Origin of the sequence: Hanstruepera neustonica, from assembly GCF_002895005.1 — a bacterium.
Taxonomy (GTDB): Bacteria; Bacteroidota; Bacteroidia; order Flavobacteriales; family Flavobacteriaceae; genus Hanstruepera; species Hanstruepera neustonica.
Window position 1 is genome coordinate 941,052 of record NZ_POWF01000001.1, and the last position, 24,617, is coordinate 965,668.

The 24,617-nt window shown below is 35.9% G+C and carries 21 protein-coding genes; 13 read left to right on the forward strand and 8 right to left on the reverse strand.

Annotated elements, in window-relative coordinates; genetic code table 11:
- The first annotated feature begins 27 nt into the window (after positions 1-27).
- The 6 genes from C1T31_RS04275 to C1T31_RS04300 all read left to right on the forward strand — a co-directional run bounded on the left by C1T31_RS04275 (position 28) and on the right by C1T31_RS04300 (position 4,821).
- Entirely contained in the window at positions 28-1,137 is a 1,110-nt protein-coding gene (locus C1T31_RS04275) for an adenylate kinase (RefSeq protein WP_103051198.1), read from the forward strand.
- 54 nt (positions 1,138-1,191) lie between these two features.
- Entirely contained in the window at positions 1,192-2,190 is a 999-nt protein-coding gene (gene obgE / locus C1T31_RS04280; RefSeq protein ID WP_103051199.1) for a GTPase ObgE, read from the forward strand.
- A 12-nt stretch (positions 2,191-2,202) separates the two neighbouring features.
- Positions 2,203-2,910 (forward strand): ion transporter, encoded by a 708-nt coding sequence (locus C1T31_RS04285; RefSeq protein WP_103051200.1) that lies wholly within the window; start codon positions 2,203-2,205, stop codon positions 2,908-2,910.
- A 22-nt stretch (positions 2,911-2,932) separates the two neighbouring features.
- Positions 2,933-3,439: a DUF4136 domain-containing protein gene (locus tag C1T31_RS04290; RefSeq protein ID WP_103051201.1), complete on the forward strand. Its 507-nt coding sequence runs from the start codon at positions 2,933-2,935 to the stop codon at positions 3,437-3,439.
- A 96-nt stretch (positions 3,440-3,535) separates the two neighbouring features.
- Positions 3,536-4,096 (forward strand): DinB family protein, encoded by a 561-nt coding sequence (locus C1T31_RS04295; RefSeq protein ID WP_103051202.1) that lies wholly within the window; start codon positions 3,536-3,538, stop codon positions 4,094-4,096.
- A gap of 2 nt (positions 4,097-4,098) precedes the next feature.
- A complete protein-coding gene (locus C1T31_RS04300; protein ID WP_103051203.1) occupies positions 4,099-4,821 on the forward strand; it encodes an SDR family oxidoreductase in 723 nt (240 codons plus the stop codon).
- A 31-nt stretch (positions 4,822-4,852) separates the two neighbouring features.
- Here C1T31_RS04300 and C1T31_RS04305 read toward each other — a convergent pair whose 3' ends face one another.
- Positions 4,853-11,263, reverse strand: a complete 6,411-nt coding sequence (locus tag C1T31_RS04305) for an alpha-2-macroglobulin family protein (RefSeq protein ID WP_243398894.1) — start codon at positions 11,261-11,263, stop codon at positions 4,853-4,855.
- Between the two features lie 144 nt (positions 11,264-11,407).
- On the opposite strand from C1T31_RS04305, the gene C1T31_RS04310 reads away from it, so the two are divergent.
- Positions 11,408-12,361: a tetratricopeptide repeat protein gene (locus C1T31_RS04310; protein ID WP_103051204.1), complete on the forward strand. Its 954-nt coding sequence runs from the start codon at positions 11,408-11,410 to the stop codon at positions 12,359-12,361.
- Between the two features lie 77 nt (positions 12,362-12,438).
- Positions 12,439-13,794, forward strand: coding sequence for a UDP-N-acetylmuramate--L-alanine ligase (locus C1T31_RS04315; protein WP_103051205.1), 1,356 nt, complete (start codon positions 12,439-12,441; stop codon positions 13,792-13,794).
- Between the two features lie 119 nt (positions 13,795-13,913).
- Here the strand turns inward: C1T31_RS04315 and C1T31_RS04320 are convergent, their stop codons facing one another.
- The 3 genes from C1T31_RS04320 to C1T31_RS04330 form a co-directional block, all read right to left on the reverse strand.
- On the reverse strand, positions 13,914-14,384 hold the full coding sequence (locus C1T31_RS04320) for a hypothetical protein (protein WP_103051206.1): 471 nt from the start codon (positions 14,382-14,384) through the stop codon (positions 13,914-13,916).
- 213 nt (positions 14,385-14,597) lie between these two features.
- Complete coding sequence (locus tag C1T31_RS04325) at positions 14,598-15,191, reverse strand: FMN-binding negative transcriptional regulator (protein ID WP_103051207.1); 594 nt, start codon at positions 15,189-15,191, stop codon at positions 14,598-14,600.
- Positions 15,191-15,640: a DUF1569 domain-containing protein gene (locus C1T31_RS04330; protein ID WP_103051208.1), complete on the reverse strand. Its 450-nt coding sequence runs from the start codon at positions 15,638-15,640 to the stop codon at positions 15,191-15,193. The genes C1T31_RS04325 and C1T31_RS04330 overlap by 1 nt, the downstream gene beginning before the upstream one ends.
- Before the next feature lie 64 nt (positions 15,641-15,704).
- Here C1T31_RS04330 and radC point away from each other — a divergent pair, with 64 nt between their 5' ends.
- The 4 genes from radC to C1T31_RS04350 are packed head-to-tail and all read left to right on the forward strand — an operon-like array spanning position 15,705 to position 19,185.
- Positions 15,705-16,403, forward strand: coding sequence for a RadC family protein (gene radC / locus C1T31_RS04335; protein WP_103051209.1), 699 nt, complete (start codon positions 15,705-15,707; stop codon positions 16,401-16,403).
- A complete protein-coding gene (locus C1T31_RS04340; protein ID WP_103051210.1) occupies positions 16,404-17,705 on the forward strand; it encodes a polysaccharide deacetylase family protein in 1,302 nt (433 codons plus the stop codon).
- A complete protein-coding gene (locus C1T31_RS04345) occupies positions 17,695-18,384 on the forward strand; it encodes a YjjG family noncanonical pyrimidine nucleotidase (protein WP_103051211.1) in 690 nt (229 codons plus the stop codon). Before C1T31_RS04340 ends, C1T31_RS04345 begins: the two co-directional genes overlap by 11 nt.
- A gap of 39 nt (positions 18,385-18,423) precedes the next feature.
- Complete coding sequence (locus C1T31_RS04350) at positions 18,424-19,185, forward strand: hypothetical protein (protein ID WP_123912622.1); 762 nt, start codon at positions 18,424-18,426, stop codon at positions 19,183-19,185.
- On the opposite strand, the gene C1T31_RS04355 is transcribed toward C1T31_RS04350, so the two are convergent.
- Positions 19,179-20,456 carry a replication-associated recombination protein A gene (locus C1T31_RS04355; protein WP_103051213.1) on the reverse strand — a complete coding sequence of 426 codons (1,278 nt, stop codon included), beginning with the start codon at positions 20,454-20,456 and terminating at the stop codon, positions 19,179-19,181. The genes C1T31_RS04350 and C1T31_RS04355 overlap by 7 nt on opposite strands.
- Positions 20,457-20,572: 116 nt before the next feature.
- Here C1T31_RS04355 and C1T31_RS04360 point away from each other — a divergent pair, with 116 nt between their 5' ends.
- Positions 20,573-21,310 (forward strand): rhomboid family intramembrane serine protease, encoded by a 738-nt coding sequence (locus tag C1T31_RS04360; protein WP_103051214.1) that lies wholly within the window; start codon positions 20,573-20,575, stop codon positions 21,308-21,310.
- Here C1T31_RS04360 and rlmB read toward each other — a convergent pair.
- The 3 genes from rlmB to C1T31_RS04375 form a co-directional block, all read right to left on the reverse strand.
- Positions 21,307-22,041: a 23S rRNA (guanosine(2251)-2'-O)-methyltransferase RlmB gene (rlmB, locus tag C1T31_RS04365; protein WP_103051215.1), complete on the reverse strand. Its 735-nt coding sequence runs from the start codon at positions 22,039-22,041 to the stop codon at positions 21,307-21,309. The genes C1T31_RS04360 and rlmB overlap by 4 nt on opposite strands.
- Before the next feature lie 14 nt (positions 22,042-22,055).
- Positions 22,056-23,678, reverse strand: a complete 1,623-nt coding sequence (locus C1T31_RS04370; RefSeq protein WP_103051216.1) for an aryl-sulfate sulfotransferase — start codon at positions 23,676-23,678, stop codon at positions 22,056-22,058.
- Positions 23,679-23,792: 114 nt separating this feature from the next.
- Positions 23,793-24,608, reverse strand: coding sequence for a hypothetical protein (locus C1T31_RS04375; protein ID WP_103051217.1), 816 nt, complete (start codon positions 24,606-24,608; stop codon positions 23,793-23,795).
- Positions 24,609-24,617: the final 9 nt, after the last annotated feature.

A 24,617-nucleotide genomic window follows, 5' to 3' on the forward strand; every position in this document is an offset into this window, starting at 1 on the left:
CTTTGCGTTTCTAAAATTAACAATCGGGTGATAAAGCTTCGCGATCTATATTTCAAACCGTTTATTTCAGAAGGGGAAATTCAAGTAGCAGTGCAACGCATGGTAGATGACATTGCGAACGATCTTCAAGATGAAGTACCTGTTTTTATTGGGATTTTGAACGGATCGTTTATGTTTGTCAGTGATTTTGTCAAGTTATATCCAAAACCTTGTGAGGTAACATTCATTAAGTTGGCTTCTTACGAAGGCTTAAAGTCTTCAGATGATATTCAACGCCTTATTGGTATCACGCAAGACTTAACAGGTAGAACAGTTGTTATTTTAGAAGATATTATAGATTCAGGGAAAACGCTGGCTGAAGTGCATCGCATTTTCAAAAATGAAAATGTCAAAGAGCTCAAAATAGCGACCTTATTTTACAAACCTGAAGCCTATAAAAAAGATTTTAAACTTCATTACGTTGGTATTGAAATTCCAGATAAATTTATTGTAGGTTACGGATTGGACTACAATGGTTTAGGACGCGATTTACCAGCTATTTATCAATTAAAAACCACACAGCACATGACTAATTTAGTCCTATTTGGACCTCCTGGAGCAGGGAAGGGCACACAAGCTAATTTTTTAAAAGAAAAATATAATTTGGTTCACATTTCCACAGGTGATGTGTTCCGATTTAATATTAAAAATGAAACAGCTTTAGGTATGTTGGCCAAATCCTATATGGACAAAGGAGAATTGGTTCCAGATCAAGTTACTATTGATATGCTCAATGCTGAAGTTGAAAAAAATGCTGATGCTAATGGTTTTATTTTTGATGGTTTTCCAAGAACCCATGCACAGGCTGAAGCACTGGATAATTTGATGGATAGCAAAGATTCACAAATAAACGCTATGATAGCTTTGGAGGTTGATGATGAGATTTTGGTAGAAAGACTGTTGGAACGAGGAAAGAGCAGTGGTCGTGCTGATGATGCCGATGAATCCATTATACGAAATCGCATAACCGAATATTACAATAAAACAGCTATTTTAAAAGATTACTATTCGGCTCAAAACAAATATTTTGGTGTTGATGGTGTCGGTAGTATTTCTGAAATAACCGATCGATTAAGTAGCGTCATAGACTCATTATAATTTTCTTGAGTTTAAAATTATTAACTTTTAAACTTCAACTTTTAAACTCATAAGATGACCGAAGGGAATTTTGTTGATTATGTAAAACTGTATGTGTCCTCTGGAAATGGCGGTAAGGGCTCTGCGCATTTACACCGTGAAAAATATATTGAAAAGGGTGGTCCAGATGGTGGTGATGGTGGTCGAGGTGGTCATGTAATTATTCGTGGCAACGAAAATCTTTGGACTCTGTATACTTTTAAATTCAAGCGCCACTTTAGGGCTGGTCATGGTGAGCATGGTAGTAAACAACGCAGTACAGGTGCTGATGGTGAAGATGTTTATATGGATGTGCCATTAGGAACGGTTATTCGCGATAAAGAAACCAACGAAGTCATTTTTGAAATCACAGAGCACGGCGAAGAAAAAATCATCGTGGAAGGAGGTATGGGCGGACGTGGTAACTGGCATTTTAAAACTGCTACTAATCAAACACCTCGTTATGCACAACCAGGAATTCCCGGTCAGGAACGAGATATCATTTTAGAATTAAAAGTACTGGCCGATGTAGGCTTGGTCGGATTTCCGAATGCAGGGAAATCAACACTTTTATCTGTTGTCACAGCAGCCAAACCTAAAATAGCCGATTACGAATTCACAACACTTAAGCCTAACTTGGGAATTGTAGAATATCGGGACCATCAAACTTTTGTTATGGCTGATATTCCGGGAATTATTGAAGGCGCGGCAGAAGGACGTGGTCTAGGGCATTATTTTTTACGTCATATTGAACGTAATTCGGTGTTGTTATTTTTAATTCCAGCAGATGCTGACGATATCAAGAAGCAATATGATATCCTTTTAGATGAATTGAAACGTTACAATCCTGAAATGTTGGATAAGGAACGGCTTATTGCTATTTCTAAAAGCGATATGTTAGATGCTGAATTGAAATCAGAACTTAAAGAAGAATTAGATAAGAGCTTACCAATAGATTATTTATTTATATCTTCCGTAGCACAAAAAGGCCTGCAGGAATTAAAGGATAAGTTGTGGGCTATGCTTCAGAATTAAACTATTTTCTATATGAGACAGTATATCAAAAATATTGTTGAGATTAATGATAATAGAACCAGCAAAATCTTTGCAATATTTATTCAATGTTTAATTCTATTATCGATCATTACCTTTTCAATTGAAACCATTCCAAATTTAAAACCTGAAACCAAATCTATTCTATATGCTATAGAAGTGTTTTGCGTGGTGGTTTTTACTATCGAGTATCTACTACGAATTTATGTAGCCGATAGTAAGCCTCGATTCATCTTCAGTTTTTTTGGTATCATCGATTTTCTAGCTATTCTGCCGTTTTACTTGTCGTTTGGTGTCGATTTACGTTCCTTGAGGGCCTTACGTTTTTTAAGGTTATTTAGAATTTTGAAGCTTGTGAGATATAACCGAGCTATGATTCATTTTACAACAGCTATTAAATCGGCAAAAGAGGAGATTTTATTGTTTTTATTCATCACATTAATTCTCATTTATTTCTCTTCTGTCGGGATTTACTATTTCGAGAATGAAGCCCAACCCGAAAATTTCTCTTCAGTTTTTGATAGTTTATGGTGGGCTATAGTAACACTGACAACCGTAGGTTATGGTGATGTGTATCCCATTACTGTTGGTGGTAAAGTGTTTACGTTTTTCATACTATTGATTGGTTTAGGTATTGTGGCTATTCCAACGGGTATTATTTCTTCGGCTTTAACCAAATCGGTTGATAAAAAAGACGCTTAATTTTAGTATCTTTAAAAGAAAAATGAAAAAGCTTTTTGTCCTATTAGCAGTACTTTTAATGTTATCATGTGGTGTGACCGTTAATTACGATTACCAAAAAGAAACCAATTTCGATCAATATAAAACCTATCACTATTTTGATGACATGCAAACGGGTTTAAGTGAACTGGACGCCAAGCGATTTTTCAATTCATTGGATCAAGCATTGCAAGCCAAGGGGTATGTGCTTTCTGAATCACCTGATTTTATAATCGATATTAAAAGTACTTCTTACCAATCAGCTCAAAGTTCTTCTGTAGGAGTGGGTGTAGGTTCAGGTGGAGGTGGTGTCTCTGTCGGTATTCCAGTTGGTCAAGGAAATATGTCTCGACAAATCATTTTTGATTTTGTTGATGGCAAAACCCAGCAATTAATTTGGCAGGCTGTTAGTTCAGAGCCTACTTTACCAGAAAATACACCGGAAGCAAGAGAAGCCCAATTTAAAGTGGTTATTGACAAGGTTCTCATTGGATTCCCTCCAAAGAAATAACCCTATCATATTCAAAATCAGCGTTAAGGCGTTGTTAATTTGTTTTTAAGTGCTGCTCAATTTTGTTTCTTTGAATGAAACTTAAAACCATAAACTATGAAAACACTCGCCAAACTATTAGTCATACTTGTTATGACTGTGTCCGTAAAAGCTCAAAACACGATTGGTCCCATGGACGATTACTCAACTCAAGTTGGCACCTTGGTGTCAATGCTCAACGATATGAAAAACCGTGTAGAGCGCACAGTAAAAGATTTATCAGTAGAAGAATTGGATTATTTAATGGATGATAAAGCAAACAGAATCGGTTCCTTAATTATGCATTTGGCAGCTACTGAAGCTTTTTATCAAGTCTATACTTTTGAAGGTCGGGAATTCAATAAAGAAGAAGAGGAACAATGGGGAACAGCTTTGAGTCTGGGTGACAAGGCTCGTGAGAAATATCAAGGTCATGACGTGCAATATTATTTAGATGCCTATAATGAAGTAAGAAATAAGACCATGCAGCTTATGAAAGAAAAGGACGATGCTTGGTTAGCCAAGCTAAATGCGAGTGGCAATATGAACAATCATTGGGGTTGGTATCATGTTATGGAGCATCAATCCAGTCATTTAGGTCAGATTTTATTATTGAAAAAACGGTTACCAAATAAATAATAATGAATTTAAAAAATAAAGTAGCATTAGTAACAGGAGGAAGCAAAGGCATCGGATTTGGTGTTGCTCAAAGTTTACTTAACCAAGGTATTCATGTGGCAATTACAAGTCGGAGTAGAGCGGCTGCAAGTGAAGCTGCAGACTTATTAAACGCAAAAAACAATACCGAAGCAAAGGCGATTGGGTTACAATCAGATGTTCGCGATTTAGAAAGCCAAAAAAATGCGGTGAACCAAGTTTTAAAAAGTTTTGGGTCTTTAGATGTTGTGGTTGCCAATGCTGGAATAGGACATTTTGCAAGTATTGAAGACTTAACTAGCGAACAATGGCAAGAAACCATAGACACCAATTTAACAGGTGCTTTTTATACCATAAAGGCTAGTGTAGATGCTCTAAAAGCTTCCAAAGGTTATTATATCACTATTTCAAGTTTGGCAGGCACAAATTTCTTTGCAAATGGGTCTGCTTATAATGCGAGTAAGTTCGGAGTTACCGGATTTACGCAAGCGGTAATGCTAGATTTAAGGAAATACGGTATTAAAGTGAGTACCATCATGCCAGGTTCTGTGTCTACACATTTTAATGGAAATGAACCAAGTGATAGCGATGCTTGGAAAATACAAAGTGAAGATATTGGTGAACTGGTTGTTGATTTATTAAAAATGCATCCACGAACTTTACCAAGTAAAATTGAAGTGCGTCCAACAACACCACCAAGTAAATAAAAAAAGGCTTCAAATTTTGAAGCCTTTTTGTTTAATTGATAACCGATATCCTAACACCTTCGCTATGACTGCTGAATTCTGGTGCATACATGCTTTGAATGGTTGTAATGCCATTACTCATGTTTCCAGCATTGTTCGCGCGTAAGTCATACTCAAATACGTAAACGCCTTTTGGTAAATAGTCAAAGAAGAAATTGGTACTGGCATCTTTAGTGCTTTCGTAGTAACCCAATCCATCTTGCCATTTGTATTTTGATAAAACGTTTACAGGTTCTAAACCTGATGCACGCATATCCTTCATGTGAATAAATTCCATATCCCTGTCACATCGGAGTTCAATACGTACGCGAACCAAATCACCTACTTTTAGATTGGTGTCTTCGGTAATTTCCGTGATTTCTTCACCAGTATCAGTATTGATTTTTTTAAATAACTTTTTCTTTAGTTTCAATGGTGTTTCTGCTGAAGTAATGTTATCCAAATCTTCAAAGTACTGCCAGTATAATCCGCCCCAAGCTATACCATCGCCTTTTTTGGTTAAAGTTACTTCTGCCATGTCAGGCTCTATTTCTTGGGTATTCCAAGTCGTTTTGTAATAGCCAGTTCCGGCTTCTACTTTCACGTTTTCTAATTTTGAAGGTTCTATTTTTTTACCACCAACCAAAACATCAACAGCTTCTGTAACACTTAACCAATCGCTACCTTGAAGCAACAAAGCATACACGGCTTCGGTAGTGGCTTTGGTAGTTTCCCATTTATTGGTATGTTTATTTTTTAATAACCAGATTTTAAGATTGTCAATGGTTTCTAGATTCTTCGTTTCACTCTGAATCACAGAACCCGCTTCAGAAAAGGCTTCAATTAGTAAGGCTTGGGTTTCAATGGGTGCTTGATACCAATACCATGATGCCGTATTCTCTTTCCAGTACATACCCAACTCTTCATTAGTAATGCTATTTTCTTTTAAAGACTTCAATATTTTTCCTGCTGTGGCATCATCTTCCATTCGGTGAGCAATCAATGCCATAAGACCTTTGGAATATAATGAACGACTCAACCAATATTTCTGAATCTGTGATAAGTAGTAAGCCGAAACATCTTGAACCTGTTTAGATTGCTTCACCTCTGGGAAAAAGCTACGCATGTATAAATAATGGAGCTGCGTATGGCTTAAATGGTCTTTACTTAAATCAACATCCTTATTGTATTTGGTAAGGTCTTTATATTCTTCAATAAATTCTGAATCGAGATATTGGATGGCTTTGGTTATCATTGACGTCTCGACTGCGCTCGACGTGACATTTAAGTGCTTCAAGTGACCAAAACCAGTGATGATGTGTTGAGTTATAAAACGGTTTTCACGTCCACCATGGAACCAAGGCCAAGCACCATTGCTCATTTGATTTTGCTCGAGTTTTCTTAAGGCATTTTGCAATTCATTGTTCATCTTATTGAGATCAAACAATAAAGCAATACGCTTTTTTTGTTCGGTTTCACTTTGGGCATCACGCAACCAAGGTGTTTCTTGAATGAGGATGCTTTTTAATTCTTCATTCTTTTCTAAATTAGAAAGTAAGGCATCGGTATTTTGCCATTGGTTGAAGACCTCTTGAATACGCGGATTACTATTGGCAATATGACTCGCCAATGCATTGGCATAATAACGACTAAACGTTTGCTCATTACATTCATAAGGATATTCCATAAGGTAAGGCAACGCCTGAACAGCATACCAAGCAGGATTGGAAGTCATTTCCAAAGTCAGTTTATGATGCTTAAGTGTTGTTGAAGTACTGGTTTTTAATTTATCTAGCGTAAAGGTTCTGGTTTCGTTACTTTTTATCCACATAGGTAAAGTTTCGGTCACTAACATTCTGTTGGATAAAACAGGCATGGCATTCTGTTCGCCATCACTAAAGTCACCAGCTTTAGCAACCACTTTATATTGCACGGCATCCACAGAATCTGAAATGGATAAACGCCAAGATACTTGCGTGTTGCCATCTTTTTCAACAGAAAAGTTCTCTAGTACGTTTGAACTGATAAGCTCATTTGTAATTTCTTTTCCCGAAACAGCATCAAATAATTGTAACTGGGCTTGACCTGAAAGATCACTATCGGATAGGTTTGCTATTTTGGTACTGATAACAATTTTATCACCATGACGTAAAAATCGTGGCACGTTTGGGATGACCATCAATTCCTTTTGGGTAACGGTTTCCAAACTGATTACGGCACTTTCCAACGTTTTGGTGTGTGCCAGTAATTGTAATTTCCATTGGGTTAAGGCTTCTGGTGCAGTAAAGCTAAAACTCACGTTGCCTTCGGTATCGGTTTGCAACTTTGGAAAGAAAAAGGCGGTTTCTTGTAAGTTTTTGCGGATTTTTACATTTTCAAATGTTGAATTAATACCAACAGCTTTTTCTGACTTTAACGCATAATTTGTGGAGTCATTTACAATCAATCCAGAATTAAAGCCTGATAATGATTGAACAACATTTGGATTATTAGAATCTTCTAATGCTTCCACATTGACTTCTTGGTAAGCTATTGTAATTTCATCATCTTTTCTTTTTACACCAAAAGCGGTGATTACAACTTCTTCCAAAGCGGCACTGTCAGGTATTAATTTAATTTTATAAAAATTATCAATGCTGATTTTTAACTCCAAAGTTTTATAGCCAATGAAGCTAATGGATAGTTTCTGATTCTTTTCAGCTCGAATAGAAAAGTTACCATCAAAATCGGTTTGTGTACCATTTGTAGTATTTACAATTATAACATTAGCCCCTGGAAGCGGCAATCCAGTTTCGTCTGTAACAATACCTTTAATAGTACCATTTCCAATCCCTGATTTACTTTCGCTTGTAAAACTTGAGGGTATATTTGCGTATTGTGCATTCTTGACTCTTAAATATTGACTTCTCACTGTATAGGCATCGCTTAAACGCAACCCAAACCAATTAAGCTGGTCATACGCTTGATGTGGATAGCTGATATAGGCTCTGTTTAAATTTTGAATTCTAAAGTTTCTGGTGCCAAAACTATAGCCTGCGTTTCTGTGGTTATAACTACTGTAAGAGGCTCTATAGATTGGATTAAAGATCCAATCATGCGTTTTAAATTGGTCTAAAGACGCATCATACATACTTGCCAATAGTTCGGCGGAGACTTTTTCGCCTTTAGGGCCTTTTATTTTAAAACTCCAAGTTTCATCTTGTCCTGGTTGTAATTTATCTCTGAATGTGGTGGTTTCAATCTCTAAATCGGTTTTCGGGTAAGGCACATTAATGTATTCCATGCCTGATTGAAAACCATTAGCAAAGGCAAAACTGTAATGTACAGCAAACCCACCTAAATCGTCTCTGGTAACTGGAATTTCAATGGTCTTTTTACTGTTGTTAAGCTCAAATACATAATTGCTTATGGTTTTATGGTCTTTTTCTACATCTAGCGTTACGGTTACATTTTGTGCCGCAGAACCTACAGTAAGCAATACCGTTTCATTAGCCTGATAACTTGGTTTATTGGTGGTAATACTAAAAAGTTGCTTGTCAGCAAGGGTTTTATCTTGGTCACTATAGAGTGTGGTTTTGGCTTCAGCTTTCACACCTTGACCAAAGGCATCCTGACTTTCCAAAACAATCACATACTGACCTGATTGCCATTTTTTAATGTTACCTAACGCTATGGTTTTGGATGTTTCTGTATCAAAACGCTTCTCAAAAACCAGTTCGCCTTTTTCCCAATTATTTGGATTATCTTCATCTTGATAGGCATCATGAGGAAATTTAGATTTAAACTCCACTTCAGGAAGCATCGGGTAGTCTGGTGCTTGCCAAGGTCTTACTCGCAGCACATAGTCAGGTGCCTTCAACTTATACATTTTGATTGTTCCTGTGGCAGGTACAAACTCACCGTTTAGGTTTTGGGTCGTGATATCCAGTTTATGCTCCTTATTGGTTTTATCCAAAAGATTATCAACTGAAATAGACGCTGTCATAGCATGATAGCCTACATTTACTAGAGTGGTGGCACTTCGAGTTTCGCCGTTAATATCCGTTACATCAGCCGTGACTTCATAATTAAAAATCGGTTGCGAGTCTTTGTCAACACTCAAATCAGGAATCGCTTTAAAGATTATCTCAAATTCCCCTTTGTCATTGGTTATGGTTTCGCCATGCGTGATTTCCTGTGGTTCACTACCAAAAGCTGGACGATACCAATAATACCAGCTGGGATAACGCACTTTACGTTGAACACGATACACCACTTTAGCATTGGTAATATTACTGCCAGCATAGGCTTGGGCATTTCCATTTACTGTAACGGAATCATTAATTTTAAAGGTTTCGGTAATAGGTTTTAAGGAGGTCTCGAACTTGGGGCGTTTGTATTCTTCTACAGAAATATAGGTGTTGGCATTAGAAAGTGTATGGTTTTTGCCTAGCAACTTTACTCTAAACTGTCCCGTTAAGCCACTACTTGGTAAAATAAACTCACCAGAAACCGAGCCAAAAGCATTGGTTTGTAAGTCCAATCGGTCAATTTGCTGACCATTGACATCATATAAAGTCACGTAGGTATCTTCATTGGCCAACACTTCCGATTTACCATCTTCAGTTCTTATGGCAATACCCTTAAAATAGACTGTTTGACCGGGTCTGTAAATACTTCTATCTGTAAACAGAAATCCTTTGTAGCTTACTGGATCAGGTTTTGGTGTTTGTGAACTGTTTATGTAGTAATCACCAAAATAAGCTTTATCATCAGGTGTCTGGGCTTCAATTTTAACTTGAGTCCAACGCTCACCTGATTTTTCTATGTCTATAGTTCCTTTAGCATTGGAGGTCAGGTTCTTTTGTTTGGTGCCACCATTGTAGTTTTTACGATAGGTGATTTTAACGTCAACATCTTCAATTGGTTTGCCATTATTTCGGTCAATAAACTGATAGCTTTGTTTGTGGTTTTCAGTTTTATCAACCAAAGCAATATTGGTCACCTGAATGGTTTGTGCCGCAAAAATGTCGCTATTAGGAACTTTGGCAACAATCAAGTAACGACCGTTCGTCAATTGCGGAATAAGGACTTCAGTACTATGTTCCTGATAGTCTTTAACATTGCGTAAATTGGCTTCCCATGATTGTGTTAAATTCAAAGTTCTAAAAAACTCAATTTGATCTTCTGTTCTGTATGTTTTGTTAAAGGTTTCAAACTGTTTTTCGGTTAACTTATAGGCGCTGAAGTCTAAAGCATTAATATTTTTATAACGTACCAACAAGCGCGATTCTCGTTGAATAGGTATGTAGCTTTCTATTTGTAGCTGTAGGCTAGGTTGCAGAATTTGTTGTTTGAGTGCTTCACATTTTTCAGCAGCAACACTTTTGGGAAACGCCGTGATTACCGATTGGCAAATGTCATAAGCTTCCTTAATTTTCCATTGATGGGTTTCGTCAGTTTTAGGTTGATACTGACTACCTTGTTGGTACCACAAATGGGCAATTTCAAAGCTGTACAAACCTGAAACAGGTTGCGAACCGTAAAAATTACGTGATGCTTTAAGCGTTTGCAACAACACGTCTTCCTTATTGTTAAATGTGGCATGTTGCGATACAAACTGAAGTCGATTGATGTCCACATCAGCCAAGGCTTCAGAGGAAGAACTCTTTAAATGAAAGTGGATGAGGTCTTGATAGATTTTTAAAGCTCGTAACTGCAGCGAGGTTGAATCTTTTGAAGACAGCTTCAAGCGTGAAAAGGCACTAGCATCACTCAAATAATCCGGATTGTCAATTTCAAATTTATAAGCCGGTTGGGTGATGCTGTTTTCATCGGTTTTGAAGAATTCCAATGCGTTGTGAGCCAGTAAATCGAATAGGGTAGGACGAAATTGCTTTGAATTCTTTTGTTCGTTAATTATGACAGTATAATCTTCAAGCTTGGTTTGTTGTAAGATGAGTCCGTTTTGCAACGAATTTTGATAGTGCAATTGTATTTCAGCAAAAAGCGTCTCTAAATCCCAGGTTCTAAAATCGGTTTCATCAACTTTTTCAGAAGTATTGGTTCGGTTATAGAATTTCCAACGATTCTGTTGAAAATACTGCCAATACATGGTGGCTAACATGTTTTCTAAAACGTTTCGCGTAGGAGCCTGACTATTTGCTATTTCAGCTTTAAAGTCGTTTATGATGGTCAATTGCGCATCTTCCTCTAAAATTAGAGCATACTTACTTTTAAATACTAATGATTTGATGTATTGAGGTTCGTTCTGTTCGGTCTTGGCTTGTTGTGAAATTTGTTCCACCAGTTCCAAAGCCGATTTAGGCAAGCCGTCAGCCTCTAATTTATCAACCTGTTTCCAGAGTTTATCAAAAGATGGATTTTGTGCTTGTGAAAAATGCATTGAACAAACGATCATTAAAATTGTTGTAAGCTGTTTCATAGTCATTGTTTTGTACAAGGGTACATTCAAAAGTTGTTCCAAAAAAACGCGAATACGGTATTTTGGGTTTTGGTTGAGTGAAGTTAGCTATTTTTTGAGTGAGATAGAAAGGTTATCTTTGTAAAACCAACGTTTTAAATAATTATGAAAAAGATTTGTTTCCTCATATTGATACCTTTCACCATGTATTCACAGAATGTGGTTCAGGAAACAGAATTCTTACTCGATAAGAAAAAATACGAGCAAGCTGAAGTCATTATAGAAGACCACTTGTTGGAAAACCCTAGCGACCCGAAAAGTATTGAGTTGTTGGGTGATGCCTATGCTTATCAATCCAAATGGGATGAAGCCATTGAGCAATATAAGAAGTTAGTCGCTTTGAGTCCTGATAATGCGGAATTCCACTATAAATATGGTGGCGCCATGGGTATGAAGGCTTTGGAAGTCAATAAAGTGACTGCGTTATTTATGATTGATGATGTTGAAGACGCTTTTTTACAGGCCATTACTTTAGATAAAAACCATATTAATGCGCGTTGGGCATTGGTGGAGTATTATGTGCAATTACCGGGAATTATTGGAGGAAGTGTTAGTAAATCATTGCAATACGCCAATGAGTTGGAAGCTATTTCAAAGGTAGATGGGTATTTGGCCAAAGGCTATATTTATGAATATGATGACGAACCCGAACTGGCCGAAAAATACTATAAGATGGCGATAGAAACAGGTGGTTCTTTAACCTGTTACGAAAAACTGACGGCTTTTTATGAAAAACAGAAACAACCAGAACACGCCATTCAAAATATGGAGGCATCCCAGAAAAAACATCACCGAAATGCGTTGCACTACCAAATAGGTAAGGTTGCTGCCGAATACAATGTACAACTGGATAAAGGCGAAGCCTGTTTACAAATTTACCTCAAGAATCATTCTGCTGAAGATGGTGTTCCCAAGGCATGGGCACATTACCGATTGGCACAAATATACAAGTATCAAAACAACAAGGACTTGGCACTCGATCATATTGACCAAGCCATTTCTGAACTACCAAAAATTAAAGTCTTCAAAGAGGAGAAAAGCCTCATTTTAAAACTGTAGTTAATAGAAAAACTTCGGGCTAGCCACTTCAAACTTCCAATGGCAATCCTTATATTTGAATTCTACAAAATCATTCTATGAACGTACATTTTATAGCTATAGGTGGTGCCGCTATGCACAATTTGGCCATAGCGTTGCATAACAAAGGATATCACGTAACAGGAAGTGACGATACTATTTTTGATCCTTCTAAATCCCGTTTGGAAGCCAAAGGCTTGTTACCTGAACAATTTGGTTGGTTTCCTGAAAAAATCAATAATAGTTTAGATGCTATTGTTTTGGGGATGCATGCTAAAGCGGATAATCCGGAGTTGTTGAAGGCACAGGAGTTGGGTCTGAAAATTTATAGCTATCCCGAGTTTTTGTACGAGCAATCCAAAGATAAAACACGAGTCGTTATTGGAGGAAGCCATGGGAAGACTACTATTACATCCATGATTTTACATGTGATGCATTATCACGATCGCGATGTGGATTATATGGTTGGCGCGCAATTAGAAGGCTTTGATGTGATGGTAAAACTCACTGAAGACAACGATTTTATGGTTTTGGAAGGCGATGAGTATTTGAGTTCGCCTATTGACAAACGACCAAAATTCCACTTGTACAAACCTAACATTGCTTTGTTAAGCGGTATTGCTTGGGATCATATCAATGTGTTTCCAACCTATGAGAATTATGTGGAGCAGTTTAGCATTTTTGTTGATAGTATTGTACGTGGTGGCAGTATCACTTACAATGCCGAAGATCCCGAAGTGGCTAGAGTGGTGGAAGCTTCAGAAAACACCATTCGTAAATTACCATATTACACACCCGAATACACCGTTGAAAATGGCGAAACCTTATTGGAAACACCTGAAGGGCCTTTACCCATTGGAGTGTTTGGTAAGCATAATTTGAACAATCTGGCAGGCGCCAAATGGATTTGCCAACACATGGGCATTGATGAAGACGATTTTTATGAAGCCATTGCAACCTTTAAAGGAGCTAGTAAACGCTTAGAAAAAATAGCTGAAAGTAAAACCAGTGTGGCATACAAGGATTTCGCGCATTCTCCAAGTAAAGTGGCTGCAACTACCAAAGCGTTGAAAGAACAGTTTCCCAATAGGACTTTAGTGGCCTGCTTGGAGTTGCATACTTACAGTAGCTTGAATGCCGAATTTTTAAAGGAATATAAAGGTGCTTTGGATGCTGCAGATGTAGCTGTGGTTTTCTATTCACCTCACGCAGTCGAAATTAAAAAACTGGAAGAAGTTACCCACCAACAAATAGCTGATGCTTTTGAACGTGATGACCTCATTATTTACACTAACCCAGACGATTTTAAAAACTACCTGTTTTCTCAAGATTTTAACAATAAAGCCTTATTGCTCATGAGTTCAGGGAATTATGGTGGTTTGGATTTTGATGAGGTTAAAGGTTTGATTGGGTAAGGTAGTTTGTTATCGGTCTTGTGTATGATTTCGTTGCGTGTTTCAGCAACTAATTTAATTAAAAATTACTGGCAATAAACAGCGCGAGGATTTTCGCTAAGAAAATCAGAAGGAATGAATTATACACGTTCTTGTAACACTTTTTTTATTTCTTTTTTCAATAATTTATTTTCCGTTTTTAGAAATATCATTATTACTCTTGGTAAAGCTATTGGTTCACTGCAATACAACCCTCGTTTCCAATGAGGCATCTTTATCAAGTCAATTGAATTAATATTAGTAGAATCCATTTTCGAAATCAATTCAGCAACATTTTTTTCATTAGTCAGATATATACTTAATCGTTTTCTTTTCGAGTAGCTTAAAATAAATTTAGCTTTAAAGTCACAATATAATTCTGGGTCATTGTTTTCTTTATAAATTGAATCTGATTTAATTTTGATTTTGACGAGATTGATTTTTTCAGTTAAAGAACTAGTTTTCTCATATTTTTCTATCCACTTCTCATTTGCAATTCGTAAATCACATTTGGTTTTGTTTTCTTGCCCAAAAGTTAAAACACAGATTAAAAAGCAAAGTAAGAATTTCATATTCAGCATATTTAAGTTATTCTCAAACGTATTATTTTAAGATTTAATAATAAACTAATAATTAGTTAAGAGAACAGTTTTGGTGTTGAAGCATTCTTTTTGATGAGTTTACAGGATTTTGGTCAAATGTGTTGCAAGTTTAGTATATGAAGTCGTTTAACAGCTTTATATCCAACGATAACGAAGTTCGACTATTTTGTTTAAAATGTCAAATCAAAACACCCTATCCAAAAACGCCTTAATACTTTCTTGATTTTTTTGGATCAGTTCGATTTTAGCGTTTTGGGTATTGGCTGTCTTCTTGTCTTGTGAGAGTTTAAATTTACCTTCCCAATCCGTAATAGTTATTTCAAACATCTTGATATAGTCCAAATTGGCTTCCAATCTAGGGTTATTGGGTTCCAATACGTACTTGTGCTCGGGTGCTTCCAAAAATTCGGTCATCGTGATTAGTGACTGCTTAAGAGCTTCTTTACTTTCTATGGCTTTTACCGTGCCTTTTAAATGCACTTTTATATAATTCCAAGTTGGTAATTGGGTGGTTGTGTAAACGCTAGGTGAAATATAGCATTGTGGTCCCGAGAAAATTAGGGTAACGTTATTGTTGTCTTTTAAAAGAGGTGTTTGCGGATTGTAAATGTCAATATGCCCAATGAGTTTACCATCATCATTCAGTATTAAAGGCAAATGGGTAATGAGTGGTTCTTGATCCTTAACCGAAATTACCGTTGCCAACGGATAGGTTTTAATCACCTCAATGAGGTGCTCTCTTTGGTTGTCTTGGTGGTGTGGCGGTGGATAGGTCATTACACACCAAATTGTGTTAAATGATGGTCTAAATGTTTGTATTGCATTTGTCCCCAATGATCACGTGAAAAATAGCCAAACATAGGGTGTGGTGGCCATTCAGCTTGGTCTTTTTTGGCATGAAAGTCTTGAATATCGTTAAGGAGTTTCGTTTTTTCAGTACTGAAATCAAAATCATTGGACACAATAAATTCCCTCGAAGTTGGCAGACTTTTTTGCCAAGGTTTATCGTTGTAAAGCGACGATTTAAACAATGAAAATATGGAACGTTTTATAAAATTCGGTTTTTTTAATTGCAATTTCCCTAAAGCCACTTCCAAAGGGAATTGGCAGTGTTTCAACATTTGAGAGACGTTCATTTCGCCCCATTTGGGAGTTTGTTCTTGGGAGAGTTTGTCTATTCTGGAATTAATTTCAGCTACAGCGTCTTCGGAAAACAGAGATTTCATATGTTTAGTATAAGGATGTATATTAAAAATTGCTTCTGAAAGTTACAATATTTATATTTACTAAATGACTGAAAAACCTGCTTCATTTTCCATAAAAAATTGGTCACAAGATGATCAACCCAGGGAGAAACTCCGTGACAAAGGAAAAGCGGCCTTGAGTGATGCCGAACTAGTAGCTATTTTAATTGGTTCTGGTACTAAAAATGAAAGTGCTGTGGGCTTGTGCAAGCGCATTTTGGCTTCTGTTGATAACAATTTGAATGAGTTAGGCAAGCTGTCTTTAAAACAATTGATGGCATTTAAAGGTATAGGCGAGGCCAAGGCTATAACCATAGCTGCTGCTATGGAATTGGGTAGAAGACGCAGAGGCGAAGAAGCTTTGGAGAAAAAGAAAATTTCATCAAGTATTTCCGTATTTGAATTAATGCAGCCAATTATAGGCGAATTGCCGCATGAAGAATTCTGGATTATTTATCTGAACAATTCCAATAAAGTCATTCAAAAACAGCAATTAAGTAAAGGCGGCATTACTGGAACATTGGTTGATGTTAGATTGGTTTTAAAGATGGCTCTGGAATTGGGTGCTACGGGTATCATTTTGGTACACAATCATCCATCAGGTACTTTAAAACCCAGTGAAGCTGATAAACAGATTACCCAAAAGTTAAAAAATGCTAGTAATAGCCTTGATATCAAAACACTCGATCATTTAATAATAACTGAAGAGGCATACTATAGTTTTGCCGATGAAAATTTACTTTAAATGATTCTAGTTTATACGCATAAAATCTCGCCACGTTTAAAATATGCCTTTAAACATATTTTCACCAGAATTTTAGGAATACCGGTTTCATTTACTACGGTTATTGAAGAATTTATTGCCCATGATAGTTTGAAAATGTCCTATACCAAACAACCTTTGGGCAATGAAATATTTGTTAGAAGTCATGAACTGATTTATGAGCAAGGCCTTTCGGATGTGGATATTCAGGTTCATGATTGGGGAGGTGTGAAATGCTTTTTTATGACCAATGATCGAGGAGAAATACCCTACGATTTATTTTCAGCAACATTTTATTTGTTGAGCCGATATGAAGAGTATCTGCCGCATGTTAAAGATGAATATGGACGCTACACGGCTGAAGAAAGCTTGGCATTTAAAAATAATTTTTTACAAGAACCCATCGTTGACATATGGGCTTATAAGTTTAAACAGATTCTTTCAGATCGGTTTCCAGATTTTGTTTTTCCAGTGCGTCAGTATTCGGTTAAACCCATAATTGATGTCCCATCCCCATATAGTTTTAAATTAAAGGGGTTTATGCGGAATTTTGGTGGAACTGTTAAAGATATATCAGGCCTTAAGTTTAAACGACTTTACAATAGATATTTGGTGTTATTTGGCTTAAAGCATGATCCGGATGATACGTTTAAATATATTTTAAACAGACAAAAACAGTCACCTTTCAAGTTTTTGTTTTTCTTTTTGATAGGCGATTATTCAACGTATGACAAGGGAATTAATGCGCAAAAAAAACAATATGTGTCGCTTATAAAACACATAGCAGATTATTGTTCTGTGGGATTAAAGGCCTCGTTTTTTGCATTAGATGATATTCAAGTGCTCAAAAAAGAAAAGAATAGGATGGAGGGTATTTTGAATACCACGTTAGTGGCGTCAAGACAGTCGTTTTCGAAACTTAATTTGCCAACTTCCTATAGAAATCTAGTCGATTTGGAAATCTCTGAAGATTACACCATGGGTTATGTAAACCATGTTGGGTTTCGCGCGGGAACCTGTACACCATTTTTCTTTTATGATTTGGATTTTGAAATTCAAACGCCATTGAAAATCAACTCATATCATGTTTTGGATTATACTTTATTGAAACATAATTCATTATTGGACAAAAAGGAAACTTTACTAAAAATTATCAAGCAAGTTCAGGCTGTTCAGGGGGAGTTTGTTCCTGTTTTTCATAATTATACATTTAGTGAAATAGATCGGTGGAAGGGGTTTAAGGAATTGTTTAATGTTATTTTGGAATCTACTGATGGGAACTAATAGTATTACCGATATTTTTTTTGATTTGGATCATACACTTTGGGATTTTGATAGGAATTCAGCTATGACTTTTGAGAAGATCTTTCGAATTCATAACATTGGTGTTGACCTTCCTGAATTTTTGGAGGTTTATGAACCTATTAATCTGGAATATTGGAAACTGTATCGTGAAGATAAGATTGACAAGCCTTCATTGCGTTATGGACGTTTAAAAAATAGTTTTGATAAAATTTCCATGTCTGTTTCAGATGAGGTTATTAATTTGTTGTCTGAAGATTATATTAACTATTTACCTGAAAACAATTTTTTATTTGAAGGGGCATTTGAAATTTTAAATTATCTAAAACCCAAATACAGTTTACATATTATCACCAATGGATTCCATGAAGTGCAACATGGTAAATTGGATAAATCTAATATTGCGTCTTACTTTAAAACGGTCACTACTTCAGAAATGGTAGGTGTCAAAAAGCCAAACCCTCTAATTTTTCATCATGCTTTGGAATTGGCAGGTGTAAAGGCTAAAAATAGCTTGATGATTGGTGATAATTTGGAAGCGGACGTTATGGGTTCTTTGGAAGTTGGGTTGGACGCCATTTGCTTTAATATTCATGGCACAGAGCTTGATAGCAATGTAAAACAAGTGTCAAATTTAATCGAATTAAAATCGTTTTTGTAAACCATAGTGTATCTTTACACTTTGAAAGAAAAAGTAATTATGTTAAAAAAAGCAATATTCTATATACCGATACTGTTAATGGGATTATCAGGTTTTTGCCAAAATGATATCAACAACTACAAATATGTGATTGTTCCTAAAACATTTGATTTTTTAAAATCTGAAGATCAATTTCAGCTCAACTCTTTATCAAAGTTTATGTTTGAAAAGTATGGGTTTGTGGCCTTATTTGATGATGAACCATTACCAGACGATCTCATAAAAAATGGTTGTCTTGCTTTAAATGCTGATGTGATTAAGGATTCTGGGATGTTCAAAACAAAATTGTTTATAGAATTGAAAAATTGTAGAAAGCAACTTGTTTTTCAATCTCAAACAGGTGATTCTGACCATAAAAAGTCTGAAGTAGCTTATAAAATGGCTATAAGAGAAGCGTTTGAGTCTTTTGATACTTTAAACTATACTTATAAACCTGCATCATCAGAAAGAATGACCGTTGAAAAACCCAAAGAAGTCAAGTCACTACCCTCAAGCAGTGTAGAATTAGCTACACCAGCAAATCAAGTTACTAGTGATGATGAAGCTATCCAAATTTTATATGCTAAATCTATTGGTAATGGATATCAGTTAATGGATAGCAATTCAGAAATTGTTTATACATTAATTTTTTCGGGCAAGGAGGACTTGTACATTGTTAAAGGTAAGGATGCAACTGTTTATAAAGTTGATGGTAAGTGGGTCATAGCAGAAACTGTGGATGACGTGTTGCATGTAACAACTTTGAATATTACATTTCAATAGCCATATTTATCTTTCCACCTTTTTTTTAAGAATTCGCGTTGTGCTGATTCACGACTATTGTTCCCGGGTTCGTAAAGTGTCGTACCTGAAATAGATTCTGGCATAAATTCTTGATTAACAAAATTACCATCATAATTATGAGCGTATTTGTAATTGTCGCCATAGCCCAATTCTTTCATTAATTTAGTAGGAGCATTTCTAATTTCCAAAGGAACACTTAAATCACCTGTTTGCTTAACCAACTGTTGGGCATTATTAATAGCCTGATAAGACGCATTGCTTTTTGGTGAACAAGCCAAGTAGGTTGCACACTGACTTAAAATGATGCGCGATTCTGGATTTCCAATAGTTGATACTGCTTGAAATGTACTGTTGGCAATAACCAAAGCGGTAGGATTGGCATTGCCAATGTCTTCACTAGCTAAAATTAATAAACGCCTAGCAATAAATTTGACATCTTCGCCACCCTCAATCATTCGAGCTAAATAATAAACGGCAGCATTGGGATCACTACCCCTAATGGATTTTATGAACGCTGAAATAATATCGTAATGCTGTTCTCCTGTTTTGTCATATCGAACTATATTGTTTTGGACATGTTGTATGACAAGGTCATTAGTAATGACTATTTTGTCTCGAGATTCAGAATTCACTAATAATTCAAAGATGTTGAGCAACTTTCTCGCATCACCTCCAGAAAAACGCAATAAAGCATCGGTTTCTTTTAGTTTAATTGTTTTTTTAGATAATATGTCGTCTTTTTCAATTGCACGCCTTAAAAGAGCTTCTAAATCGTTTTTATTGAAAGAATTTAAAATATATACCTGACAACGCGATAGGAGTGCAGGGATAACTTCAAAACTGGGATTTTCAGTCGTAGCTCCAATAAGTGTTACCCAACCTTTTTCTACGGCTTGTAAAAGTGAATCTTGTTGCGATTTACTAAACCTATGAATTTCGTCAATGAATAATATCGGATTTTTAGTTGTAAACAAACCACCCGATTTTTTGGCTTTGTCTATAACCTCTCGTACATCTTTTACACCAGAATTGATTGCGCTTAAGGTATAAAAGGGACGTTCGGATGTATTGGCTATTATATTTGCTAATGTGGTTTTCCCAACACCTGGTGGTCCCCAAAAAATCATAGAGGGTATAATACCTGATTTTATTTGTTTGGTTAAACTACCATTTGGACCTACAATATGGGTTTGACTGATATAATCATCAATTGTATTAGGTCGTAAACGTTCTGCCAAAGGTTCATTCATGTAGTAAAATTAACTAAATACTCTAAATAAATTAGTTATTTTGGTTGTGACTTTAGGATTATGACAATTTATCAGTCTTATCAACTTTGGATGATGTTTTGTTAATTAGTTTATATATGAAACATTCTCAAGAACAATTTAAGTTTACCAATGGCGTAGTTGTTTACCCACTGTTATTTGTAATGATGTTATGGTTGGTATTTTGGTTTGAAATACGCTTTGGCTATGATTTTACAAATTATGGGATATATCCGCAACGGATCAGTGGTTTGAAAGGTGTTTTTTTTAGTCCTGTTATACATTCTGGCATTGAACATTTGTATCACAATACCATACCCTTATTTGTATTATCTGCGGGACTGTTTTATTTCTATAGGTCTTTAGCATGGAGAATATTGTTTTTCGGGATTTTATTATCTGGTATTCTAACTTGGATTATTGGGAGACCTTCTTATCATATTGGAGCCAGTGGGTTAATTTATGTATTAGTTAGTTTTTTATTTTTTAAAGGGATATTTGCCAAACACTATCGCTTAATAGCTTTGTCTTTATTGGTAGTTTTTCTCTATGGTAGCATGGTATGGTATGTGTTACCAATAAAACAGGGTATGTCTTGGGAAGGGCATTTATCTGGGATGATAGTAGGTATCTTGTTTGCCTTTGTATTTAAAAAGAATATTCCCAAACCCAAAAAGTATCGATGGGAAGAAGCAGATTATAATGAAGAAGAAGATGAGTTTCTCAAGCATTTTGATGAGAATGGAAACTTTATTGAAACGAGTACTTTAGAAGAACAAGAGGATGATAACAAGTCCATAAAGATAAATTATATCTACAAAAAGGATTCGGACTAACTACGCTGTCTGACGGCCTCATACAAAAAAGCACCACACGCTACAGAAACATTCAACGATTCTATCTCACCCAAAATAGGGAGCTTAGCTTTTTGATCAGCAAGTTTTAATACCGAAGGATTTATACCACGTCCTTCAGAACCCATGATAATAGCACAAGGTTCTGTAAAGTTTATTTGATATACGGTATCATTGGTTTTTTCAGTGGCTGCTATAACTTTAATACCAGAGGCTTGCATGTGAAATAAAGCATCTTTTATGTGGTCTACGCGGCAGATTGGAATTTTGAATACAGCACCTGCACTTGTTTTTATAGTATCACCATTAATGGGAGCACTACCTTTTTTCTGAATGATAATACCATGAACTCCGGTGCATTCAGCTGTACGGATAATCGCTCCAAAATTTCTAACATCACTAATTTGATCTAAAATTAAAAAAAATGGTGTTTCCCCAGATTCCATCACATTGATTGTTAATTCTTCTATGTCATGGTAGGAGATAGGCGATATTTGCGCAACAACACCTTGATGATTTTTGGGTGTCAGCCTATTTAACTTTTCAACAGGTACATAGGAATAATTGATATTATGTTTTTTTAATTGCTGCTCCAATTCTTGTGCAAGTGATCCTTTTAATCCCTTTTGAATAAACACTTTCTCAAATGTTTCATCCGAATTGATAGCCTCAATGACCGCTCTTAAACCAAATATTTGGGTGTTATTTTGCATTTAATAATTACGTCTTATTCTTTAATGATCTTTTTAGTAATAATGCCATTGTTATGATAAAGTCTCAAAATATAAATACCGTTGCTGAAACTTTGTAAATTCAATTGCTCCGTTTTATTGGTTGTAGTTACCATTTGTCCTATTGAATTATACACTTCAATTTTATTCAATTTAGCATTTGAATCAATATTAACTATACCGCTGTTTGGATTCGGATAAATCACCAAATCATTTTTAATTCCATATTCTGGAGTACTCAAAAGGGTACATTCACTTAAATCGGGATTATTTTCAATAGGATTTCCAGGTGTTAAATCCCTGCCAGTAAAAGCCGGATAATCATAAGGGAATTTTTTAACACGGAACACATTATTTTGGCTAGCTGTTTCCCCCTGTGATAATATACCACCTACGGTATTAGGGTTAATATACTCCCATACAATTTCATTAGTTGGTGTTATTTCAAAGAAGTAGCCAGAATCGCCATCACAAATTAAGGTATTGCCATTAGGTAGTCTCTCGCCACTAGATAGAATGGCAGAAAAGAAATCAGGGGGATTTGGACTGGTATAGGTCCATTCAGCATTTTCGGGACCGAAACCGGTAGTGTCATTATAAGTGTAGATTCCTGGGGCACTTTCTTGAGGATCCAATAAATCAATTGAAGAGTAACCTCTATTGTTTCCATTGTTAAAAATTAACAATTTACCACCATCTGTCAAGCCATCTTCAATCCAATGCGGGTAATGTTGCGAATCCAATGTTTGATCATCGGTTGTACCTTTATCATACGCAATCGGGTTGCCCCAGCGAAACAAAAAATCCCCTCCCTTACCATAAGTACCTCCTATATGAGCAGCCGCTTCTTCAGTAGTTGTAGAATGATCAATGATATAAATTTCACTTAATCTCCTAGTACTCATAACAATTTGGTCTAATGTTTCATTATACTGAATGGAATTTATATGAAGCCAATTAGCCTCACCATTATTGTTATTTAGAAAATTTATATCTAATAATTGAGGGTTGTCGCCAACAACCCCATAATTATCTTTAGTTGCATCAAAATCCTGAACAAGATGATCATTGATATTCCATTCCCAAACAACATTGACTTGATTACTTCCTACTGGTTCAAGCTCTAAAATTTGTTCATTGTACAATTTGTTTTGCGTTAGCATGCTCGGATCTCTACCAGCTTGAATGGCTTCAGCCTGAGTCATAGTTGTAACTGCCAGCATTAAAATATTACCATTAGGTAGTGGACAAATGTCGTGGTGTTGTGTAAAAGTGGGAGAAGAATAATTGTAAGACCATAATAGATTATTGTCCCAGTCAAACAATTCTACCCTGCCACCAACACCACCAAAGTTTATATCACTATTAGGAATTTGTCCTGTACGTAATAAATTACCATTTTCGAGTAAATATACGGAAGCAGATGGGGTATAGGTACTGGACCATTGATGAACAACCTCTCCACAATTATTTATTAAGTACGTCTCCGTGGAGTGTAAAGGGGCAAATAAACTCAATCCATTAAAGGATTGGGGACTATTATTTAGAATACCGATGGTATTTTGAGAAAAACTTATTGATGAATGAATCATCAATATCAGAATAGTGATATATCTCATTTTTTAGATTTTTTGGCGTTTGCTAAATTACTAATATGCTTTTATATATCAACTCCTGAAATAAAAAAACCGCCTCAAATGAGACGGTTTTTTTTATTTATATAATTAAATTTATTAATTACAAGTGCTTACGCCAGATACAACTTCACCTTCAGTTGGTATTGGACCATCTGAATATTCCGTTCCATCAGGGGAAATGATAGTGTATATATTTTCACTTTCCCATCCTGGACCAGCACCAGTACCACCACCAGAAACATAATTAATTGTAAAATTAGAGTTTTTGGCAATTGGCACTTCCATAACAGTTGTTTCAGCTACATTGAAAACACCATCCTCGTCCATAGCGTAGAATTCTCTGGTTCCATCGTCATCTGAAATAACTTCTAAATAACCACCATTCCAGCCATCGCCGTAAAGGTCAGTCATTTCAAAAGTCCAAAGACAGAAATCATAATCAGTTACTGTAACAGTGAAATCAATACCACCACCAGATACAACAGAGTTTCCAAATTGTCCTTGAGTTAATCTGAATCTTAAAGTTTCAGTACCTTCATTTGGATCTAAATCTCTTTCAGGTGTGATTGTGAATGAAACTGAATCACCAAGAGGAGCAACAGTTACTTGCCAGCCTTCAGGACCAGTTTCATACTCATCTAAATGAGGAGCATCAGTAGTAAAATCATCCATTGAACCACTTGAAGTAGTCAATAAATCAATTTTAAAGTCACTTTGTTGCGCTAATGGCTCATCAATCATAACTGTGAAAGTAACACTTTCACCTTCAGCTACGGTTGCAGATGTCATATCCATTGTAGCAGTTGGTTTATTTACAGCAGGGTAGTCTTGATCAATATCTGTACAGCTGCTAGATAAAGCTAACAATCCAGACATAGCCAAAACGTATTTATAATTTAATATTTTTTTCATATTATTTAA

What these genes read in the sequence shown, in the direction of transcription:
- C1T31_RS04370 (WP_103051216.1), bottom strand. Translation starts at nt 23,678, where the DNA reads ATGAGATATATCACTATTCTGATATTGATGATTCATTCATCAATAAGT.
- C1T31_RS04305 (WP_243398894.1), bottom strand. Translation starts at nt 11,263, where the DNA reads ATGAAACAGCTTACAACAATTTTAATGATCGTTTGTTCAATGCATTTT.
- C1T31_RS04355 (WP_103051213.1), bottom strand. Translation starts at nt 20,456, where the DNA reads ATGAATGAACCTTTGGCAGAACGTTTACGACCTAATACAATTGATGAT.
- C1T31_RS04360 (WP_103051214.1), top strand. Translation starts at nt 20,573, where the DNA reads ATGAAACATTCTCAAGAACAATTTAAGTTTACCAATGGCGTAGTTGTT.
- C1T31_RS04350 (WP_123912622.1), top strand. Translation starts at nt 18,424, where the DNA reads ATGTTAAAAAAAGCAATATTCTATATACCGATACTGTTAATGGGATTA.
- C1T31_RS04320 (WP_103051206.1), bottom strand. Translation starts at nt 14,384, where the DNA reads ATGAAATTCTTACTTTGCTTTTTAATCTGTGTTTTAACTTTTGGGCAA.
- C1T31_RS04285 (WP_103051200.1), top strand. Translation starts at nt 2,203, where the DNA reads ATGAGACAGTATATCAAAAATATTGTTGAGATTAATGATAATAGAACC.
- C1T31_RS04325 (WP_103051207.1), bottom strand. Translation starts at nt 15,191, where the DNA reads ATGACCTATCCACCGCCACACCACCAAGACAACCAAAGAGAGCACCTC.
- C1T31_RS04345 (WP_103051211.1), top strand. Translation starts at nt 17,695, where the DNA reads ATGGGAACTAATAGTATTACCGATATTTTTTTTGATTTGGATCATACA.
- C1T31_RS04330 (WP_103051208.1), bottom strand. Translation starts at nt 15,640, where the DNA reads ATGAAATCTCTGTTTTCCGAAGACGCTGTAGCTGAAATTAATTCCAGA.
- C1T31_RS04295 (WP_103051202.1), top strand. Translation starts at nt 3,536, where the DNA reads ATGAAAACACTCGCCAAACTATTAGTCATACTTGTTATGACTGTGTCC.
- rlmB (WP_103051215.1), bottom strand. Translation starts at nt 22,041, where the DNA reads ATGCAAAATAACACCCAAATATTTGGTTTAAGAGCGGTCATTGAGGCT.
- C1T31_RS04310 (WP_103051204.1), top strand. Translation starts at nt 11,408, where the DNA reads ATGAAAAAGATTTGTTTCCTCATATTGATACCTTTCACCATGTATTCA.
- obgE (WP_103051199.1), top strand. Translation starts at nt 1,192, where the DNA reads ATGACCGAAGGGAATTTTGTTGATTATGTAAAACTGTATGTGTCCTCT.
- C1T31_RS04315 (WP_103051205.1), top strand. Translation starts at nt 12,439, where the DNA reads ATGAACGTACATTTTATAGCTATAGGTGGTGCCGCTATGCACAATTTG.
- C1T31_RS04300 (WP_103051203.1), top strand. Translation starts at nt 4,099, where the DNA reads ATGAATTTAAAAAATAAAGTAGCATTAGTAACAGGAGGAAGCAAAGGC.
- C1T31_RS04375 (WP_103051217.1), bottom strand. Translation starts at nt 24,608, where the DNA reads ATGAAAAAAATATTAAATTATAAATACGTTTTGGCTATGTCTGGATTG.
- C1T31_RS04290 (WP_103051201.1), top strand. Translation starts at nt 2,933, where the DNA reads ATGAAAAAGCTTTTTGTCCTATTAGCAGTACTTTTAATGTTATCATGT.
- C1T31_RS04340 (WP_103051210.1), top strand. Translation starts at nt 16,404, where the DNA reads ATGATTCTAGTTTATACGCATAAAATCTCGCCACGTTTAAAATATGCC.
- radC (WP_103051209.1), top strand. Translation starts at nt 15,705, where the DNA reads ATGACTGAAAAACCTGCTTCATTTTCCATAAAAAATTGGTCACAAGAT.